Raw genomic sequence first — 20010 nt, forward strand, 5'->3', positions numbered from 1 at the left:
GCCTGACTTTTAGTATCTTTTAATGGTTTACGCTACGTCATGAAGCCAGGGCTGTATGGTTCTTTATTGTATCGCATTCCGAGCGCTTTTAAATTATTTGTTGACCATTAGAGAATGGGCGGGTTTAATACAATCGTCAGTTTGTAAACCTAGTTACCCATTAACTTTTTCAATTCTGGTTCGGTCATCAAGCCCTTTTCTGTAACAAACCAGACGTTTCCAGCTTCCAGTGGTGGAGATTGGATAGCCACAGCAACGATGCTCTCTGCTACGTCTTTTTTGGTTTGCGGAAAACTCATTCGTGCCTTAAAATCGCTTTCCGAAAGGCCGCTATACGTAGCATATTTCGGAATCACTACGTCGCCCACACCTGTTCCCTCCATCAGTCGCAACGGGGCAACGGCTAAGAAACGTACTCCTAGGTTTAGCCGGTTAGACGATTCCTGAGCGTAATTGGCAAGGAAAAGTTGAGTTCGTTTTGAGCCAGCGTACCCCCCTGAGATAGGTGAGCCAAACAACGCTGCTCCACTCGACATGAATATGACCAACGTACTGGGCTTGACGGGTTTGTTGAGGGTATAATGGGCAATCAGATAAGCGACTTTTACATCCGTATTCCAATTCGTGCTGAACGTATCCCAATCCAACTGTTGCAGAGGCTGGTAGGGCGGCATGGCACCGGCGGCTAGCACAATAATATCCGGTTCGTTCTGAAAAATGCTGATGATGGTTGATTCATCAGTTGCATCGGCCGATAGCGTCTGTACCATAGGCAATGAAGTGGCAACTTCTGCCAGCGAAGTCGCATTTCGGCCCACTACCAATATGCTGGCTCCTTCCTCAACCAAGGCCTTCACAATAGCCAGCCCCGTACCGCGACTACCGCCAATTACTACCGCTTTTTTTGCTTCTAATTTTTTCATGACATAATTGATTTAATGAATGGAACAGTGAACAAATATTTACCTGGAACTCAATCGTACGCTCACTTTGCAGGTTGACCTTCTCCTTTGGTAATCAGGTCGAACAGGCTGCTACGTATATAACCGCCCCAGGCATTGGAGCACGCTCCGTAACATTCTATCTCAGGCGTCAGTCCCTCGTGTGTAAAGCGAAGCTGGGTTTTCCCATCTTTTTCGGTGATATCAAAAACAACGTGAGTTCCGGTCCACTCGCTTTTGTCGCTGATGAAATTGAGGTGACTGTCTGTAATGCGCCAGACAACCTTTTTGGCCGGAATTACCTCAACTAACTGCTGTCTGGAGTAATGTACATCGCCGAAACGTACCTCAAACGTATCGTTCAGATGCTGAGAACTGCCATTAACGTTTTCGGTCCACCAACCGCGTATGTTATTGATCGCATTAAACACGGTTTCAGGACGTTGGTCGATCAGCAACGTAGTCGTAAAATCAGATGTAGTCATTGTGTCGTAGTTGTTTACGTGTTTTTCGAGGGCAAAACTATTGTCTAATTTGAGAAGTGAAGGGGTGTAAAATAGACTTTGTAGTGGGTTGATTTGGACAAAAAAGCCAACTACTTTTACACGAAAAAAGCCGTGAAACACATTACTATAGTTGTTCCCGATGGACAAAACAACCTGAGCAGCATTGTTGGCGCTTACGAACTGTTTACGGAAGCAAATGTCTACTGGAAGGCAACCGGCCGCAACGACCTGTTTAAGGTCGAATTAGCAGGCATTTCTCCGGCTGTGGTCTTCGAGGGTGATTTGTTCACAGTGAAGCCGCACACTCACATTGACGCCATTGCCCAAACCAACCTCATCGTTATTCCTTCCCTGAATCACAACGTACAGAACGCGATGGAGGGAAACGATACGTTAATCGGCTGGATTGTGAAACAGTATAAGAACGGGGCAGAAATCGCTACCATCTGTACGGGAGCTTTTATGCTGGCATCTGCTGGTTTGCTGGATGGCAAAACGTGTTCTACGCATTGGGCTGCGGCTGATACGTTCCGGCAGTCGTTCCCCAACGTGAAACTGCAACCCGACAAACTGATTACGGATGAAAAGGGAATTTATACAAACGGTGGCGCCTATTCGTTTCTCAACTTACTGATTTACCTGATCGAGAAATATTACGACCGCCAAACGGCCATTTACTGCTCGAAACTATTTCAGATAGAAATAGACCGCCAAAGTCAGTCCGCCTTTACGATTTTTTCCGGCCAGAAACGGCATGGAGATGAGATGGTTATAAAGGCGCAGGACTATATTGAAAGCAACATTCAGGAAAAAATATCGATCGATTATCTATCCAATCTATTCGCCGTAGGCCGACGAAACTTCGACCGACGATTTATCAAAGCAACTGGCAATACACCCATCGAATATGCCCAACGAGTTAAAATTGAATCGGCAAAAAAAGCATTTGAATCCACCCGAAAAACTATTAATGAAGTAATGTTTGACGTCGGCTATTCGGATGTAAAAGCGTTTCGGGAAGTGTTCCGAAAAATCACAGGCATGTCGCCGATTGACTATAAAGCGAGATATAATAAAGAAGCTTTGGTGTAGGCGCCTGCTACTCGTAGCTTACTATGAGTAGCAGGCGCCGTGTTACGTTGTTCAGCCTCTGAAGTAGTGTCCTTGATTCAGATCGTCAATCAGTCCGGGGTGAATTGGCTCCCAACCTAAATCTGCTTTGGTTTTTGTACAAGTTGCCGGGCTATCGAACGTAATGAAACGGCTCATCCAATCGAAATGACTGGCGGCTTCCTCGGGGGAAATCGAAACGACTGGTACGTTTAAATGCCTGCCAATTACTTCGGCAATTTCGCGAAGCGGAATTCCTTCATCACCAATGGCATTATAGCGAGCTCCGGTGGCTCCTTTCTCCAACGCCAATCGAAAAAGTTTAGCCGCGTCGAGCCGATGTACAGCGGGCCAGCGATTATTGCCATCGCCCACATAAGCTGATACGCCTTTTTTTCGGGCCGTGTTGATAATAAAAGGTACAAAACCATAGTCACCAGCGTCGTGAACCGAAGGCGGCAGCCGAATGACCGACGCACGTACGCCCGCTTCTGCCTGCGACATGGCCGCTGCTTCAGAAGCCCGACCGCCCTGCGGAGCGAAATCGTCTTCAGTAATAAAACCGCCGTCGGTACGTAATCCCAAGATACCAGCGGTGACGACAAACGGATGGTCAGAACCGGCTAATACGGAGCCAATGGCCTCAATAGCCCGCTTGTCTGTTTGGGCAGCGGCTACGTAGTTCGAAAAGTCGTGAATAAACGCCGTATGAATAACGCCATCGGCATTGGCGGCTCCTTTTTTTAAACTGTCGAGGTCTTCAAGAGTGCCTCTCAGCACCTCAGCACCGGCTTTAGTGAGCGATTGAGCCGATTCTTCCGAACGTGCCAGACCAACGATCTGGTGCCCGGCATTTAATAATTCCTGTACGATTGCGGAGCCAATAAATCCAGAAGCTCCCGTAACGAATACGCGCATATGGTTTTTAGTTAAAATAGTTACACAAAACTAGCGGGACCTGAACCCGCAGAGCGAGGACATTTGACTCATTTTTCTGAGGACATTTTTATCTTATTTTTCGTTGTGATTCACAAATACCCTTCTTTTCATCATGTTGGACGACTTTGAACAATACCTCAGACAATACGAACCTGGGCTTACAGATAAGCAAATGCAGCTGATACGTTCGAAGTCGGTTGTCAGGAAAGTTCGAAGAAGGCAGCTGTTATTGCACGAAGGCGAAGTTTGTAATCATAAACTATTTGTGTTGCGGGGGCTGCTCAGAACCTATAACATTAGCGCCGACGGAAGCGAACACATTATGAAATTCTCTTCGGAACACGAGTGGATAACTGACTCCGATAGCTACTTCAATCGAACGCCTTCCGAATTAAATATTGACGCGCTGGAACAGAGCGATGTCGTTCTGTGGAGTCATGATGATTTTGAAGCTTTGAGAACAGCCATTCCTGAGATAAACTCCTTCTCCGAAAAGCTGATTACCAAAAATATGGGTATCACCCAAAAGCGAATTCTGATGAACATCAGCGCTAGTGCAGAGGAGAAATATCAGTATTTTATTGATACGTATCCAGAGATTTTCCGGCGCGTGCCTCTGCACATGGTGGCCTCTTATCTGGGCGTATCCCGCGAGACACTCACCCGAATTCGGCAGGGACAGGCGATAGGGGTAAAAGGATGATTGTTATCGAAAAGACCGTCTCGTACGAGACGGTCTTTTCACTTTGTACATAATCAAATCACCGAGCTTGATACACTTCTGCAAACTCCGTAGCGAAATCCTCCAGCTTTACGTCGCCCAGCGTCGGTCTGTGTTTTTCGTAATCTTCAAGCAAAGCTCCGCTGTGAAGGCTAGCGCCTAGATCCACAAAGCTGGCGATTACATAGGGTGGCAATCCTCGTTGTTCCATTCCCTTTTTCATCTGTTCGCTGGTCAGGATAAGCCATTGTAAATCAGATTTGTCAACGGCGTTTCCCAGTACTTGAGCGATTTCGCTGGCGGTACGTTCGTCGCTGGCAACGTAGCGTATGGTTTGGCCGGTAACAGGTTTCACCAACTCCTCCGCTGCTACGTTCGCAATGTCTTTTGGCGAAACCAAAGCTATTTGATCGTCTCCACCGTAGTTGGCCCCGATAAAACCTGCGCCTTTAATCATGTCGATAAAGCCAAACAGATTGTAGTAAAAATAACCCGCACGCAAATGGGTAATTGCTACGTTCGGTAACTGATTCAGAATGATTTCGGCATGGTGAGCACCGAGAATGAAGCCCGTATTCCTGTCTAAATGTGCGCCGTAGCTGCTCAGCAAAACGACTCGTTTTACGCCCGTTTGAGCAATAGCCTGCACATACTTGTTACTGAGCCGACGGTAATAAGCCACTACGTCCGTTTCAGCAAAGTTGGGCGGCACCATCAAAAAAACGGCGTCGGCGTCAGTAAACGTAGTGATCAGAAAATCAACATCTTCTAGCGAACCAATGGCCGACGTAGCACCTAACGTTTCAATATCTTTTTGTCGCTCGGGATTACTACTGATTACGGTAACAGAATGCCCATTTTTTACTAAATTTTCGGTCAGTGGTTTGCCGATATGCCCCAGTGAACCGGTTATGACAACATTCATATTATTTCGATTTTGTTTGTACAAAAGTCGAAATGCCGGAACTGGTGCCTGTAGCCAAATCTATGGTTGTTGTAGCCGTTTCATTAAGTCGATCAGTTAAACGACTGCCGAAATTCCAGCGGAGAAAGGGCCGTTTTGCTTTTGAATAATTTGCTGAACGATTGCGAATGTTCGAAACCTAATGCATAGGCAATTTCGCTGACAGACAAATCGGTTGTGGATAGTTTCTCCTTGGCCTTTTCGATCAGTTTCTCGTGAATATGCTGCTGCGTACTTTGCCCGGTCAGCACTTTCAGCAAGCCACTTAAATAATTGGGCGATACGTTCAGCGCGTCGGCTATTGACTGAACCGTTGGCAATCCTTTCTCGATCAAATCATCGCTGTTGAAATAATCTGCAAGTAGCGTTTCCAACCGATTGAGAATCTGATGATTCGTAATTTTTCGGGTAAGGAACTGACGGTGGTAAAACCGATCCGAATACGTCAGCAGCAATTCCAGTTGAGCAATAATCACGCTCTGGCTGAACTGATCAATGTTTGAATGGTATTCCTGCTGAATATTCTGCATGATGCCAGAAATGATCGTTTCTTCCTTTTCGGAAAGGAACAGGGCTTCATGCACGGCGTAATCAAAGTATTCGTACTGCTTGATGATTTTGGCCAGGGCCGTATTCCACAAAAAGTCGGGGTGGATCAGCAACATCCATCCCGAATGCACCAACGGCACATTGACTCCCACTTCGATTTTCAAAACCTGACCAGGCGCCATAAAAAACATAATTCCCTCATCGAAATCATATTCCTGCTGACCATATTTCATCCGGGCATTGAAATTGCGTTTCAGCGTAATGGTGTAAAAATCATAGACCATGCTGGTTTCCTTGTCGAGCAGATTTCGCATGTTCGCTACGTCGATCACACTCACCAACGGATGTTCCGGCTTCGGCAATCCTCTGAATTGATGAAATTCGCTGATGTTTTTAAATCGCCGTGGTTGATTCGGGGTCATATTTCGGGAAATCATTATTGTTAGCCAAACAAAGGTCCGCCTACCATAATTCAAGATTGTAGCTGAATCTCTGATTGTTGTAGTCGTTTCACGTTGGCTTTATCGGTGCTTTCATAAACCTTCCCCACGCAACAAACGTAGCAAGAAGCGCAAAAACGATATTGACGCCAATAACTGCGGCTTCGCCACGTAGCACATGGAACGTAGTAGCGCAAACCATGAGCATACTAATGCAAACAGCGGCTATAGGTGTAAGTTTTGGTTGCATACGTAGCCATGAAGGTAATATTAGCCCAGCAGCTCCTACTAAATCGACCACGCCAGTCCCCCTGACCAACGTAGCGGGCATCTGACCGGCCCAGGGCCACATGGCTGCCAGTTGAGCAATAGGCCAAACTAGTTTTATCCAGCCCGACCAGACCAAACTAGCCGCTAAAAGTACTTGTACAACCCAAAGGGCTACGTGAAGAATTGTCGACGATTTTTGTTCGTTTGCCATTGCGTTACGTTACGAGGATGGCCCAAAAGTAGGTATCTTCGCTATCCGATCGAAAGCACTTCCTGTTTGGATAGCGCTATCCGATACGATAGTAACGTAGCACGCAAACAACGTAACGTCATGCTGATAAACGGAGGGTGCCCCAAGAGTATGCTTTCTATCAAAGACGCCCTTGAAGCCGTAGAAGGCCGATGGAAACTACTGATTTTGTTTGCTTTATCCTCCGGCCCCAAACGGTTCAAGCAGCTAGCCAAAGAAGTTACAGGCATTACCGACAAAACACTGTCGAAAGAATTGAAAAGTTTAGAGGCTAATAAACTGGTCAAACGTAGCGTCCATGATACGTTCCCGCCTACGGTCGAATACACCATTACGTCCCACGGCCTGTCGCTGGAGAAAGTGATCGAAGAACTACACTACTGGGGATTAGCACATCGTGCGGAAATCATAGGAAAATGATTGCCATTATGATTTTATTCATGCTGATGCAGGAAGCACGCAAAACAAGGCGTTTCTTACTCCTGAAGCCATTTCCACCTTTTTGCCCAATCCAGCAAAACCTCGTTCCGCCATTTCAGCACCGTTTTGGCGCCCTGCCAGATGCCGTCAAACAAGGCCGGATCTTTTCGATCGGTGTACCAGTTGTTACCCAGTTTATAATTTGTACTACGTGGTTTACCGGGCCAAACGTTATCGACAACTAACTGTCCACTTTGCTCCTGAAAACCGGGTACGTTCGAGGTGATTTTGTACGTCAGTGTTTCGGTTTGCTTGGGTGCATATTTTACGGCATAGTGGCCATCGCCGAGGTAATAACCCGCCCACTTTTGTTCGCCAATCCCTGCCTTCACGGCCATCGTAAAACAGGACGTATCAGGACGTATCTTGATTTTCGGACCTTGAAAATGTAACTCTACAATTGAATAGACAGTTGCCGTATCAGCGGTGCTGGTAACGCGATTATAAATCACTCTTGGACTGTACGTAAATTTTTCAAAACTACCGCCCCAGTTATCTCTCATCGGGGTATTCGGATCGCCGTCCATCATATACAAGAGCGATGGCGTATCGCCCATTTTAACATTTCCTTTGTAGCGATTGGCTTTAAAATCTTTACCCAAAGAACCAGCCTCACGAATATACCGATCGTAATAATTTTTACTGTTTAAACTGTCAGGAACGCCATTATTCGAGAAGAAGCCATAATAGGACGAATTGACTTCGACAAACCAGAGATCTGGGAAATGGGCTGCGATGTAGGCGTAACTGTTGACGCTCCATTTTTTATTGGGGCCGCCAATCCAGTACACTTTAATCTTCTTCTGTATGTCAGGCGCATCGTGCAACGCTTGCGCTACGTCCTCAAGGCCACCCCAAACCAGTACCCACAGCGGCTGACTGCTTTCTTTTTTCGCACATTTAATAATCCAGTCCGAACCTTCGGTAGACGTAGTGTAACCAACGTAGGGCGCGGCTCCATGCCGACCCTGTTTGCAGACGGCACGTAACGCATCAGGCTCCGGGAAATTCGCTACGTGTTTTTTAAGTTTTGGCAGATCTTTTTCGTACAGATCAATGGTGCGTAAAATTTCTTTTTTCGACCCTTCGCCATACGAAGGAGACGAAACGAGCCCTTCTATGTTAAACTTATCACTATACATCAGTAAATGAATCATCGACTGATTATCATCCGGATCTGTTCCGCCGATGTCCGTACTGACGAGAATACGCGGCTTGATCGGCACGGGTTTCTGGGCAATCAGTGCAATCGAATGAATTGACAGTAAACAAATTAGCAATAGTCGACCCATCATTCTTTTATTTTCCATCAAAAACGGCGTCTACGGTATGTATGGTTTTCCGACAACCAGCTTATCGCCGGACAAATCTACCTCAAACAAATGCGGAAAACGGATGGTACGTCCATTTATACTTTTATGACTATGTATGGACATGAGCAGCTTTCCATCCAAAGTATTAAATAGCATTCCATGACCGTAATTGGCTGGCGTAATAGGTTCTTTTTCATGAATCCAGGGGCCATCCAACGTACCACTTTTCGAATACGCCACGCCCTGAGTATACACATCATAAATCCAGCTGGTCCAGATCATTCCCAGGCGTCCGGTTTTGGTATGAAACAGATATGGCCCATCCGTCACTTTGTTCGGACGATCCTTGCCATTATCGTCTTTTTCGCGGCTCCAGGGCGAATCGCTGGCCCGAAACAGTACCTGGCCTTTACCGATTGAACCGCTTAAATCAGGTTTCAATTCGATTTTTTCGATAGTTCCGTTCAGATTCTGTAACCATTCGTAACAATAGACCATGTACGGCTTACCGTTTGTATCGACCCATAACGTACCGTCGAGCGTGGGCATGTTCGGGGGCAGATACGTAGCGTCTTGCATCGGAACATACGGGCCGTCGGGTTTATCGCTGACCAATACGTGGCAGGCCCGTCGTTCAATAGCTCGTCCTTTTACGGTATCGATGTTGACAGCGCGGTTGGTGAACGTAGCAAAATAATAGTACTTGTTTTTGTATGGGTGAATCTCAGCAGCCCAGATCATCGGATTGGGGCCCATCCAGGAATTCGGGTCGGTTTGTGCGACTTTGTAGGGACCGTCCCAAAGCTTTAGATTTTTGCTTTTCCAGAGCAGACCGCCCGTCCCGGTCATGTAATACGTACTGGTTTGACGATCGGCCAGAATAAACGGATCACTCAACCGAATTGAATCTAGCGGAACGTTAATTCTAGGCTCTCGCGTCCTGTTTTCCTGAGCTTTGAGGGCAACCGAAAACAACAGAAAACCTACCAGAAGTAACCAATTACTTTTCATAGCTCGTTAAGGGCTTAACTAAACTGACTCATAAACTACTCCTTGGCCACCCACACTTTGTACGGATAAGTACCTCGATTTCCAAACGTATAAAACGGAATGGCGGTGAATGATGCAGGTTTTGCGTTTTTGTCCGTTGCCTGTCCTGTTATTACGTTGACCCCGTTCAGCAAGTCAGGTTTATAGGTCAGTTTCAGGGACGCAGCAACTGGTAACGTAATGTCGTTCAGATTGGGATTATCGACACCTTCGAGTCCGTATACGATGGGACCTGATGCCAGCGCGACTTTTCCTTTGATTGTCTGGATTGAATCGCTGGGCGAGACGATACGTGGCTGCATCGGTAAGTTCAGTTCGATGCGGTCACCTTTTTTCCAGGTCCGGTTTATCGCTACGTATCCGTTTTTCGGCTGCACTGTTACGTCTTTCCCATTCACTTTCAGCGTAATTGGCTCTTTAACAGAGGAGGTATACAAATTGTACGGATTCTCCTGACTACGCGCCCAGCCCGGTATACGCACATTGACCGTAAACGATTTCGAGGATTCAGGATTCACCAGAATTACCGATTCACCTTTCCAGGGATAGTGCGTTACCTGTTTCAAATTGATCTTGGTCCCAGCAACGGTCATGTCGGCCTGACTACCGATGAAAAGGTTTATGTAAGCGGCATCTTTGTCATAGGCATAAATGAAACCTGGCATGGCCGACACCATCTTCAGCAGCATTGGCGGGCAACAAGGGCAGCTATGCCACGCCCAGCGTTTGTGGTCGGTTGCTACTAGCGGATTTTCGTAAAAATAGTTGTCGCCTTTCAGTGATATGCTGGATAAGAGATTGTTATACAGCACCCGTTCCAGTTCGTCGACATACTTTCCGTCGGCTTCCAGCTGATTCATACGCTGGCTGAAAAACGCCGAGCCGATGGCCGCGCAGGATTCCAGATACGCTGATTCGGGCATGAAGTAATTCTTCCCAAACCGTTCTCCGTCGGCAATGGCGCCTTCGCCACCCGTGATAAACATACGCTTGCCAATCATATTGTCCCAGTACGCATCGGCTGTTTCAACGTAGCGAGGGTCGTTGTTTTCCAGCGCTGTAGCCGCTACGCCCGTTGCCAGCAACGTAGCACGAACGGCGTGCCCTTCAATGGTTTTCTGTTGAAACACCGACATGTGGTCCTGATTGTAGGATTCGTCACTTTTGCGCGCGTGCCGACCGTCTTTGTCGCCGTAATTGCCCCGGTTCTCAATCCAGAACGTAGCGAGCTGGTAGTACTGCTTCTCATCGACCGGTACGCTCATCTTCGCTTTCAGCGCCGGTTCGTCCTTAAACAGCCAGTATAATTTCAGGATGGCTTCTTCAGGGCCGCCATGTCCGGGTACTACGTTCTTTTTTGGAAATGGCCCCATCTCCTTGTACATGAAGTTGCTGAATCTGGTCGCTACGTCGAGCAGCTTGGTTTTGCCCGTCGCTTTGTAATAATGCGCAGCCGCTTCAATCAGCATTCCGGCATTATACACGTCATGCTGCCATTTGTCGTCTCCTCCATTCGTGCCCCATCGCTGATCAGGTTTTACCAACGTAGTGTAAGTATTCAGATACCCATCCGGATCAACAGCCTGAGCAGCAGCGATTCGGTCGATGTAAGCGTCGATTTTCTTTTCCAGTTTCGGGTCGGGATATTCGGCCAGCAGATCGGCGGCTCCGCGAATGGTTTCGTATACCAGCCCATCGTACCAGGGCGGACCGTCGTGCTGGCCGGTGTTTTTCTTCCCCTGCGCTACCAGATCAAAATTTAGAAAAGCATTACGTGTCCGGCCCCATTTCGCTTTTTCCTCAATCAAATCTTTGCGATCGGGCTCGTAATTTCCTTCCAGTTTGTCGAACACATCATACACCGTTTTCGAATCCCAGACCTTCAATTTCGGGCTCCAGAACAGGTCGTTCACGCTCACCTGCTCCAGCTTCAGCGGGTGAATGATGTGCGTACGTGGCTGCGCTACGGCTACGTGCATCGACAAGCTAAGCAACAGCGTGGTGCCTAAGTGCAAGGGTCGCATAGATATTTTCATAACCGATAAAGCTTCATGCCGAGCATTTTTAACGGAATTTCCGATTAAATAGAACACGGACGAGCCTGATGATTTTGGTTCAAATCCATATATATACCAATTTGCCACCTGTTAATTGAACAAAGCAGGTTTGAATAGTGTAATTTTGCTCTATGAATACGACAGAAAGCCTCGAAGATTTTTACCGACATAAGTTCAACTGGCTACCCGAGAATTTGCAGCAGGACCTCGGCCATTTTAACGTGTTTCGGTTAGAAGATTATCCGGCGTCACCGGGAGGGCCGGGCCAATATAGTCGGCGGGGGTTTTACAAAATCAGTCTGCTACGTGGTCATAATATTTACCACTACGCCGATAAAAGTGTGGAGATCAATGGCACTACGTTGATCTTTTTCAACCCGCAGGTGCCGTATACATGGGAGCCGGTTTCGGAGCATGTCAATGGTTTTTTCTGCGTTTTCAGAGAAGGTTTTTTTGCCAGCTCAAGCCAGAATTGGCTTCATGAACTGCCCATGTTTAAACCCGGCGGTATGCCTGCCTATGTGCTGTCGGAATCACAATTTGGGCAGGTAGGTGGTTTATACGAGAAGATGCTGACCGAAATTGATTCCGATTATCCGTATAAATATGACCTGATTCGCAACTACGTATCGGAACTGATTCATTACGCCCTTAAGCTGCAACCCTCCGACACGTTGTACCAGCACACCGACGCCAAGTCCCGGCTGACGGCGGTATTTACCGAACTGCTGGAACGTCAATTCCCCATCGAGACACCCACACAACGGTTTCAGCTACGTTCGGCCAGCGATTATGCCCGGCAATTATCTGTCCATGTGAATTACCTGAATCGATCCGTTCGGACGACGACCGGCAAAACTACGTCGGACCACATTGCAGAGCGGGTTATTATGGAGGCTAAAGCGCTGCTGAAACATAGCGACTGGAACGTAGCTGAAATCAGCTACAGCTTAGGTTTCGACGAACCGGCTCACTTCAATCACTTCTTCAAAAAGAATACGTCACAAACACCATCGGGCTTCCGCAAGGTTTGAATTTCGTAAGTATTGGTTTGGTGTACGCTACGTCCTCGCCTGACCGCGCCCATAATTTTGCACTCACAAAACAAGCAAAGTTATGGACACCCAAAAAGTATGGTTTGTTACGGGAGCTTCCAAAGGGCTAGGTCTAAGTCTGGTCAAACAACTGCTACAGGCAGGCTACTCGGTAGCTGCTACGTCACGTAGCAAAAGCAGTCTGAGCCAGGCGGTAAACCAAGAGTCTCCAAAATTTCTTCCCCTGGAAGTCGATCTGGCTGACGAAAGCAACGTAGCACAAGCGCTTCAGTCAACCGTTGCTACGTTCGGCCGAATCGACATAATCGTGAACAATGCAGGTTACGGTATCGGCGGTAGTATTGAAGAACTAACCGACCAGGAAACCCGCGACAGCTTCGATGTTAATGTGTTCGGAACGCTGAACGTAATCAGGCTGGCGTTGCCTCATCTGAGAGCCCAACGGTCAGGGCATATTATCAATATTTCGTCTATTGCAGGGATTACCGGGGGAACGGGCTGGTCGGTTTATGCGGCTGCCAAAGCGGCTATCATCGCACTCACCGAAGTGCTGGCTACGGACGTCAAAGAGTTTGGTATTCACGCAACTGTCGTATCGCCCGGCGCTTTCCGGACCAGTTTTCTAACGCCCGACTCGTTGGTGCTGGCACAACATAGCATCGACGATTACACGGCAATACGAGCCACGCACGATAAGTATCTACGAATGGATGGCGCACAAGCTGGTGATCCTGAAAAAGCCGTAGCCATCCTCATTCAACTCGCCGAAGAAGCCAATCCGCCTATCCACCTGCTTCTCGGCAGCGACGCGTATCTACGCGCCAATCAGAAGTTGGATTTGCTACGTCAAACTTTCCAGGAACAGGAGAAACGTACCAAATCAACTGATTTCCAGTAGACAACATTTCATTTATCAGATCACAAACAACTCATGAATCAATCAATTGAAGGTAAAGTGGTTGCCATTACAGGCGCTAGCAGCGGCATCGGAGAAGCCATCGCCCGGCATCTGGCCAGTCAGGGAGCCAACGTAATATTGGGGGCTCGACGTATCGATAAACTACACCGTATTGCAACGGAAATTCAGGAAACTGGAGGTAAAGCGGCTTTCACTACGTTAGATGTTACTCAACTCGACAGCATGAAAGCATTCGTTCAACTGGCACTCGATACGTTTGGGAAATTGGACGTATTTGTCAATAATGCCGGACTGATGCCTCTCTCCTACCTGAACAATTACAAAGTGGACGAATGGCATCAGATGGTCGACGTAAATATCAAAGGCGTTTTACACGGCATTGCGGCTGCGTTACCTGTTTTCGAAGCTAAAAACAGCGGCCAGTTTGTCAACATTACGTCGGTTGGTGATCGCTGGGTTGGGCCAACGTCGGCGGTGTACAGCGCAACAAAATTTGCAGTACGTGCGCTTAGTGATGGGTTACGTCAGGAAGTAAAACCACCGATTCGGGTAACGTTGGTGGCTCCGGGCGCAACTGAATCGGAACTGGCCGAAACCATTTCTGATCCGGAGTTAAAGAAATTAGCCATTGAGCAATTTCGGACCGTTACGTTACCGGCCGACGCCATTGCCCGTGCCGTTGCTTTTGCCATCAGCCAGCCCGACGATGTAGATGTTAACGAGCTGGTTGTCCGGCCCGTAACGCAGAAGAATATATAGAAAGAAAATGGGCAGGTTTAGAACCTGCCCATTTTTTATCACTACCTGTGTTGAGTGCTAAGGTCATCCATCAGTTATTTGAATGCCTGATTCATCTGATTGAAATAATTGCGCAGGTCGTCCATCGACGCATTGGCTCGGGTGCCGCTCGTGCCGTAGGTGATTTCAGTTTTTCCCTCCTTAAGCTGCTCAAATACAGCGTCGACAAAACCACTGACCGGTGGCGCCTGATCGTGTAAACCTTTGCCGCCCAGATCTGTGTTGAGCGCAGGTGGAATCACTTCAATTACTTCGATACCTTTTGAGGCCAGCAAATAACGTAGCGACCAAGTGAACGAACGGAAAAACGCCTTGGTAGCCGAATAAACCGGCACTTTGGCCAACGGTGCAAACGCCAGCCCCGACGTTACGTTCAGAATAGCATTCAGCGACGGTAGTTTGGCAAAGAGAGACGTCAGGTGCAGCGGTGCTTCGATGTTTATGGTGATTTCACTTTTAGCGCGCTCCATAAAATCTTCGTCGGTTATGTTTATCCATTGCTGAACTCCAGCATTATTGACCAGTACGTTCAGATCGGGGTGTTCATCAGCAATCCACTCATAAAGCGCCTGCCGCTCCTCAGCAACGGATAAATCGCAGGTACGGGTTATGACCGATGGAAGTTTTGTTGCTACGTCACGCAGCACATCTTCACGCCGTCCGCAAATGATAACGGTGTTGCCTTCCTGCACAAATCGCTCGGTCAGGCCCAGGCCAATGCCTGACGCACCGCCGGTAATCAGAATTTTATTGTTTGATACGTTCATGTACTTTTTGTTAACGTTGATTTGGTTAAATCGTCAGCAAAGGTAGGCTACAGCGGTTGGCGTTACGTTGCGCGATTCAAACCAATCGTTGCAAGATTCAAATAGTAACGTACTCCTTTCTATGATGCATTATAAATCAGTATGAGCGCGACAACAATGATGCTTTCGGCAATCCATATAGTTCGCGTATCACCGTGGGCTACGCGCCGGATCAGGAAATGAAATCCGGCAGCGCCCAGCGCAATCGGAATTCCGAAAATAAACTGAAGCACATTGTTTTCCCGCTGCGTATCAACGAAGCCGTAGCCAATCATGATTACACCCATAAAGGCGAGAATCATGAGGGGAGTTATGATGTCGAAAATTCGGGTCAGGTTCATTTTCGTTGTCGTTTAGGTTATGAATTACTGGAGCTTTTAACGTAGTAAATCAGCGTTTTTAGTAAGACACGGTAAACTATCTAACCAGGCTGTACACCAATTGTTGACATTTCTATAACCAAAGCTTACCAAACAAAAAGCCATTGTAAGCATTATAAATAGACAGGATTTTCAACGAATACAGCTATGACAACAACAACTAATGCCAAAGACGCGGTGCTGGCGTTTATTAACGCATTAAACAACGAAGATTTTGATGGCGCCCGCGACTTACTTACCGATGATATGTCGTTCGTAGGCGTAATGGGCACCCGCGACGGGGGCGACGTGTACATTCAGGACATGAAGAAAATGAAGTTCAAATATGACGTTCAGAAAGTGTTCGTCGATGGCGCTGATGTCTGCCTGTGGTATAATATCGACATGGGCGGCCCAAAAATCTTTAGTAGTGGCTGGTATAATACCGAGGACGGAAAAGTGAAATCACTCAAGGTTTTATTCGACCCACGACCGCTTCTGGAGAAGAAGTAACCCGAATAGCACGCAGCTTTCCAGAGTGATTTACAGATATTATCCCGGAAAGCTGCGTCCTGCAATAACCTCTATATTTCGCTTTTCTCAAACTGATTCAGGTGCTCGATTATCTTTTTCAACTGGTGAATGTGTCGTTGCGTATGAATGCCCATAAACGAAAGCCATTCGTACCGGGTCAATGTACCGGTTTGTGGCAATTCACTATCCAGGCAAACCAGCGTCAGATCGTTGTGCTGCGCGAACGAAGTCAGCAATTGCGTTTGCGTGTTTAATCGACCAATTAATTCAGCTTTCTCAAACGGTCCGCTATCGGGCACAATTTCGTCAGGCGATTGTAGTTTGGTCGTAAAATCAAGAAATACAGCCCGAATGCCGTCCAATTTTTCATCAATCGGACGATTCGCCGGTTCAGTAGTTCCGCTCAGAACAGGCATGACATCGTACGATTTCGACAAATGATCACCCACTTGCGCGGCTGTCCAGCTTCCGTCAAAAGGCACCTGATTCAATTCATCTTCGTTCAGCGAAAAGAGTAAACGCAGCAGTTCCGTAAACTGCGTGTTGAGTTCGTTACTTAGTTCCTGATTAGTCATGATTGAAAGGGTTTGTTATTGATAATTAAGCTGATAACGTAGCAGCATCAGCCCGTTTTCATACGATTTCGAGTCGAGCAGTTGCAACGTAACGTTGGCAGAACTCGACCCGAAAAGCGGCACGCCTTCTCCCAAAATCACCGGATTGAGTTTGATCACCAGTTCATCAATTAATTGGGCTTCCAGCAACGTAGCGGCCAGTTCGCCACCACCACAAAGCCATATTGGATTACCGTCGCCAGCTTTTAGTTGCCGGATGAAATCAATCTCATCGTGACTGATCACTTCAATTAACGGCCCCGGTTCGAACGTAAGGGTTTTCGAGAATATGTAATTCTTCAGATCGGGGTTGACCTGCGTATAAGCGGGTTCGCCCTCCTGTAAGCCAAACGCGTAGCCCCACTGATACGTTTTACGGCCCATCAGCGCTACGTCGTACGATTTGATACGTTCCAGAAAATCGCCAACGAACTCACCTTCAGTCAGAAACCCGTCGATGGAACCGTCAGAATGGGAAATGAAATTGTCGAGTGAAGCCGCTACGTCATAGATCAGTTTTCGCATACAAATCAGGGTTGATACGTACAAAAACAACCGCCGGATATGGCATTTGTTTTAACGTAACAATTAGCGAACCTTTACTACGTAGCTTACTTTTGTAATTCTTTCCGAAATCGGAGATAGAAAACCATTTTATCCAGAATGGTGATTCCCGATTTATTACTACGTCTATGAAGTTTATATTTTTCACTTTGCTACTCTGCTATTCAGCAACGCTCTTCGCTCAGGTTCAGCTTCCAGCCAACGAAGGCGGACAAGTTCAGTATCAGGAAATTATCAAATTACCCGATAGCAAACGACCCGCGAAAAAAATTATGGAGCAAGCCCGGATCTGGGCCGACGATCAGTATGGCAATACCTCAAATACCGAGGTGCACTTCGATCAGGAACATAACGTTTTGTTTGTCAAAGGAGCTTATCCGTTTGGAAAGCAGAGCGTTCGCTATACGCTGACGATCGAACCGAAATACGGTCGATACCGTGCTACGTTAACCGATTTAATTGCCGATAACAATGGCATGTTTGTGCCCCTTCAACCGACGAGCGCTACCGTTAGCGATTTGGTTAAATCAGGTAGTACGCAAACCGTGGCCGAACAAGCCGCTGAGCAACAGACTACATTATACGAGCAACTTGACCAGGCTTGCCGTGCTACGTTAGCCAGCCTGCGCGAGGCTCTGACGGAAGGCGAGCAATAGAAGCTACGTTTAGCGATGCCGTTCTACGCCAACCTGCTCACACCAGTCTAGTACGGGGCAGGTTGAACAATGCGGTAACGTACCGGTACAGATGTGTTTACCAAACGGCATGAGCAGTCGATTGATGTTTACCCATTGTTCACGGGGCACTTTGGTTTCCAGTACTTTTAGTGTCTGCTCAGGCTGCTTGGTCTGCACAAATCCCCAGCGGTTCACTACCCGATGTACGTGAATATCGACACTAATGGCGGCTTGGCCGGTTGCAACCCCCAATGCCAGATTGGCGCACTTCGGCCCGACCCCTTTTAGCGAGGTCAACGTGTCATAATCGGCGGGTAAGGTGCCGCTAAATTCATTGACGATACGTTCGGCGATGCCCCGCATGGTGTAGGCTTTCTGATCGGGATACGTAGTGCCGTAAAGAAGTTCTGTTAGGGTTGGAATGTCGAGTGTCAGCAGTTGTTCTGGCGTACGAGCTTTCTCGAATAAACGTAATGATACCGGAATGGTAGTTTCGTCGAGCGTGCGAATGGAAACGATGCACGAAATCAGTTGTTCGAATAACGTATTGTAACCCCGTTCGAACAGATCGAACATGGCCGCTTTCGGGTATGGGCGAATGGCCTCCTCAATTCGGGCCAGCATTATATCAAGATCGAAGGGATGCTTCATGTTCCGGCTTCAGGTTAGTTAATAAACCTGGAACTTGAAACATGAAACATCCCTTTATGTTTACGCTTTTACAATAACCATTTCAACCCGACGATTTTCGGGGCGTTCTTTCAGGCCTTTATTGGTATTGATCGGGCGAGAAGGCCCATAACCAATCGTTTCGATTCGGGCACCACTAATTCCTTTACTGACTAGATACCGCTTCACTTCGTTGACCCGGTTGCGCGATAGTTCTACGTTCGAATCAAAATCGCCGACCGTATCGGTGTGTCCTTCCAGGCGAATGTTCATACTCGGATTCGACTGCATGACCTCCGCCAGCCGGTCGAGTTCGGGGTAGGACTCAGGTTTCAGGTCGAACTTCGATACGTTGAAATAGATATTTTTCAAGGTGATCTTTGCGCCGGCTTCGATAGGCACGAGGTTAAAGTCACGCGCTACATCGACGCGGTTTGTTGCTAACGTATCACTCTGACTGAAATATCCTTTTGCTGAAGCCATAACAGCATAAACACCCCGGCGCTCGATGGGAATGCGATATTTACCCGTCGGACTGATGCTTTCTACCGAATCAGCAACGTCGTCAGCAGTGGCTTCCGCGCCCGAAATTAGCCGATACGTAACGGTGGCCACAATTGGCTCTTTGGTTTTGGCGCTACGTGTCACCCCGTTGATAGCCACCGCCGTCGGTGCTGGCGCTTCTTCTTTTTTAGGCGTTTCGGCTGGTTCGTCGGTACCTACTCCAGGTTTTGTCCGGGGCGTATATCGGGGCTGCTCCTTTGGCGGAACAGGGGTTGGGGTTTTCGGTGCCCGTTGTGCATAGGGCTCTTTCTTTTTGGGATTGATGATATGTACGCCCCAGAAATTGAAGCAGATATATCCTTTACTATCCCTGCACTCAAACAGATCGAAGGTCGTATAACCGGGATCGATACGTTCAAAATACGCCACAAAATCAACCCGTTGACCGGGTTGCACCCGTAAACGCGTTTCAGCCGGAATATTTTCAGCCCGAATAAATTTGTAGGACCGTTCACCCTGATTTACGTACAGCCGGGAACTGGGCTGGAACCCAATATTATTCTGGGTAGTTGGGTCCATCGTCTTACCATTGGGCATAGGGATCGGAAACGGCCAGGAGCGGTTTTGGCCGTTCGGAGCCTGAAATTTCATATAGATGATCGTATACTGATCCGTCAGTTCGACGCGCTTTATCGTTACGTCACGGTCGTTAATATCATCTATTCGGGGCGATTCGGTTGTGTATTGTACCTGGGCGTTCACTCCAGACGCCAGCAGCATAAGTAACAAAGAGAGAGATATCAGGCGGTTCATTGTCGTTGTTTGGGAAGGCATTTGCCTTATAAACGTTTGACTACGCCAGGTAGTTTAAGGTTTAAGCCTCTGATTATTAATTGGTGATTAACGCGCCTTTAAATTCTG

General features: G+C 47.5%; 23 protein-coding genes. 8 read left to right on the top strand and 15 right to left on the bottom strand.

The features are described 5' to 3' along the window. Positions 1-149: 149 nt before the first annotated feature. Together ACYVF1_RS19435 and ACYVF1_RS19440 are read right to left on the bottom strand one after the other, a co-directional pair. Complete coding sequence (locus tag ACYVF1_RS19435; protein ID WP_461081878.1) at positions 150-923, bottom strand: SDR family NAD(P)-dependent oxidoreductase; 774 nt, start codon at positions 921-923, stop codon at positions 150-152. 62 nt (positions 924-985) lie between these two features. After that, positions 986-1426 (bottom strand): SRPBCC family protein, encoded by a 441-nt coding sequence (locus ACYVF1_RS19440; protein WP_461081880.1) that lies wholly within the window; start codon positions 1424-1426, stop codon positions 986-988. Between the two features lie 132 nt (positions 1427-1558). On the opposite strand from ACYVF1_RS19440, the gene ACYVF1_RS19445 reads away from it, so the two are divergent. Next, positions 1559-2539 (top strand): GlxA family transcriptional regulator, encoded by a 981-nt coding sequence (locus tag ACYVF1_RS19445; RefSeq protein ID WP_461081882.1) that lies wholly within the window; start codon positions 1559-1561, stop codon positions 2537-2539. Positions 2540-2590: 51 nt separating this feature from the next. On the opposite strand, the gene ACYVF1_RS19450 is transcribed toward ACYVF1_RS19445, so the two are convergent. Further along, a complete protein-coding gene (locus ACYVF1_RS19450; RefSeq protein WP_461081884.1) occupies positions 2591-3475 on the bottom strand; it encodes an SDR family oxidoreductase in 885 nt (294 codons plus the stop codon). A gap of 133 nt (positions 3476-3608) precedes the next feature. On the opposite strand from ACYVF1_RS19450, the gene ACYVF1_RS19455 reads away from it, so the two are divergent. Further along, complete coding sequence (locus ACYVF1_RS19455; RefSeq protein WP_461081886.1) at positions 3609-4199, top strand: Crp/Fnr family transcriptional regulator; 591 nt, start codon at positions 3609-3611, stop codon at positions 4197-4199. A 58-nt stretch (positions 4200-4257) separates the two neighbouring features. Here ACYVF1_RS19455 and ACYVF1_RS19460 read toward each other — a convergent pair whose 3' ends face one another. From ACYVF1_RS19460 to ACYVF1_RS19470, 3 genes are all read right to left on the bottom strand, one after another. Next, positions 4258-5142, bottom strand: a complete 885-nt coding sequence (locus tag ACYVF1_RS19460; RefSeq protein WP_461081888.1) for an NAD(P)H-binding protein — start codon at positions 5140-5142, stop codon at positions 4258-4260. 92 nt (positions 5143-5234) lie between these two features. Beyond that, positions 5235-6152, bottom strand: a complete 918-nt coding sequence (locus ACYVF1_RS19465) for a helix-turn-helix domain-containing protein (protein ID WP_461081891.1) — start codon at positions 6150-6152, stop codon at positions 5235-5237. An 88-nt stretch (positions 6153-6240) separates the two neighbouring features. After that, positions 6241-6651 (bottom strand): DoxX family protein, encoded by a 411-nt coding sequence (locus ACYVF1_RS19470; RefSeq protein WP_461081893.1) that lies wholly within the window; start codon positions 6649-6651, stop codon positions 6241-6243. A gap of 120 nt (positions 6652-6771) precedes the next feature. Between ACYVF1_RS19470 and ACYVF1_RS19475 the strand changes: the two genes are divergently transcribed. Then, the gene (locus ACYVF1_RS19475; protein ID WP_461082306.1) at positions 6772-7110 is read left to right on the top strand and encodes a winged helix-turn-helix transcriptional regulator; all 339 of its coding nucleotides are present in this window, start codon (positions 6772-6774) and stop codon (positions 7108-7110) included. A gap of 56 nt (positions 7111-7166) precedes the next feature. On the opposite strand, the gene ACYVF1_RS19480 is transcribed toward ACYVF1_RS19475, so the two are convergent. The 3 genes from ACYVF1_RS19480 to ACYVF1_RS19490 are packed head-to-tail and all read right to left on the bottom strand — an operon-like array spanning position 7167 to position 11569. Continuing rightward, a complete protein-coding gene (locus ACYVF1_RS19480) occupies positions 7167-8480 on the bottom strand; it encodes a nucleoside hydrolase-like domain-containing protein (RefSeq protein ID WP_461081895.1) in 1314 nt (437 codons plus the stop codon). Positions 8481-8492: 12 nt separating this feature from the next. After that, positions 8493-9494, bottom strand: a complete 1002-nt coding sequence (locus tag ACYVF1_RS19485; RefSeq protein WP_461081897.1) for a glycoside hydrolase family 43 protein — start codon at positions 9492-9494, stop codon at positions 8493-8495. 35 nt (positions 9495-9529) lie between these two features. Continuing rightward, positions 9530-11569, bottom strand: coding sequence for a glycoside hydrolase family 127 protein (locus tag ACYVF1_RS19490; protein ID WP_461081899.1), 2040 nt, complete (start codon positions 11567-11569; stop codon positions 9530-9532). Positions 11570-11721: 152 nt separating this feature from the next. Here ACYVF1_RS19490 and ACYVF1_RS19495 point away from each other — a divergent pair, with 152 nt between their 5' ends. The 3 genes from ACYVF1_RS19495 (at position 11722) to ACYVF1_RS19505 (ending at position 14323) form a co-directional block, all read left to right on the top strand. Further along, a complete protein-coding gene (locus tag ACYVF1_RS19495) occupies positions 11722-12624 on the top strand; it encodes a helix-turn-helix domain-containing protein (RefSeq protein ID WP_461081901.1) in 903 nt (300 codons plus the stop codon). Positions 12625-12706: 82 nt separating this feature from the next. Then, positions 12707-13543, top strand: coding sequence for an SDR family NAD(P)-dependent oxidoreductase (locus ACYVF1_RS19500; protein WP_461081903.1), 837 nt, complete (start codon positions 12707-12709; stop codon positions 13541-13543). A 33-nt stretch (positions 13544-13576) separates the two neighbouring features. Further along, positions 13577-14323, top strand: a complete 747-nt coding sequence (locus ACYVF1_RS19505; protein ID WP_461081905.1) for an SDR family oxidoreductase — start codon at positions 13577-13579, stop codon at positions 14321-14323. A gap of 74 nt (positions 14324-14397) precedes the next feature. Here ACYVF1_RS19505 and ACYVF1_RS19510 read toward each other — a convergent pair whose 3' ends face one another. Both ACYVF1_RS19510 and ACYVF1_RS19515 read right to left on the bottom strand, forming a co-directional pair. Then, on the bottom strand, positions 14398-15129 hold the full coding sequence (locus ACYVF1_RS19510; protein WP_461081907.1) for an SDR family oxidoreductase: 732 nt from the start codon (positions 15127-15129) through the stop codon (positions 14398-14400). A gap of 119 nt (positions 15130-15248) precedes the next feature. Next, positions 15249-15509, bottom strand: a complete 261-nt coding sequence (locus ACYVF1_RS19515; RefSeq protein ID WP_461081909.1) for a hypothetical protein — start codon at positions 15507-15509, stop codon at positions 15249-15251. Between the two features lie 186 nt (positions 15510-15695). Here ACYVF1_RS19515 and ACYVF1_RS19520 point away from each other — a divergent pair, with 186 nt between their 5' ends. Next, the gene (locus ACYVF1_RS19520) at positions 15696-16040 is read left to right on the top strand and encodes a nuclear transport factor 2 family protein (RefSeq protein WP_461081911.1); all 345 of its coding nucleotides are present in this window, start codon (positions 15696-15698) and stop codon (positions 16038-16040) included. A gap of 71 nt (positions 16041-16111) precedes the next feature. Here the strand turns inward: ACYVF1_RS19520 and ACYVF1_RS19525 are convergent, their stop codons facing one another. Together ACYVF1_RS19525 and ACYVF1_RS19530 are read right to left on the bottom strand one after the other, a co-directional pair. Next, the gene (locus ACYVF1_RS19525) at positions 16112-16636 is read right to left on the bottom strand and encodes a DinB family protein (protein WP_461081913.1); all 525 of its coding nucleotides are present in this window, start codon (positions 16634-16636) and stop codon (positions 16112-16114) included. Positions 16637-16651: 15 nt separating this feature from the next. Next, on the bottom strand, positions 16652-17200 hold the full coding sequence (locus ACYVF1_RS19530; RefSeq protein WP_461081915.1) for a dihydrofolate reductase family protein: 549 nt from the start codon (positions 17198-17200) through the stop codon (positions 16652-16654). Between the two features lie 167 nt (positions 17201-17367). Between ACYVF1_RS19530 and ACYVF1_RS19535 the strand changes: the two genes are divergently transcribed. After that, a complete protein-coding gene (locus ACYVF1_RS19535; RefSeq protein ID WP_461081917.1) occupies positions 17368-17895 on the top strand; it encodes a hypothetical protein in 528 nt (175 codons plus the stop codon). A 9-nt stretch (positions 17896-17904) separates the two neighbouring features. Here the strand turns inward: ACYVF1_RS19535 and ACYVF1_RS19540 are convergent, their stop codons facing one another. Continuing rightward, positions 17905-18567 (bottom strand): endonuclease III domain-containing protein, encoded by a 663-nt coding sequence (locus ACYVF1_RS19540; protein ID WP_461081919.1) that lies wholly within the window; start codon positions 18565-18567, stop codon positions 17905-17907. Between the two features lie 60 nt (positions 18568-18627). Continuing rightward, positions 18628-19902: an OmpA family protein gene (locus ACYVF1_RS19545; protein ID WP_461081921.1), complete on the bottom strand. Its 1275-nt coding sequence runs from the start codon at positions 19900-19902 to the stop codon at positions 18628-18630. Positions 19903-20010 lie beyond the last annotated feature (108 nt).

The sequence above is a fragment of the Spirosoma flavus genome, from assembly GCF_054778555.1.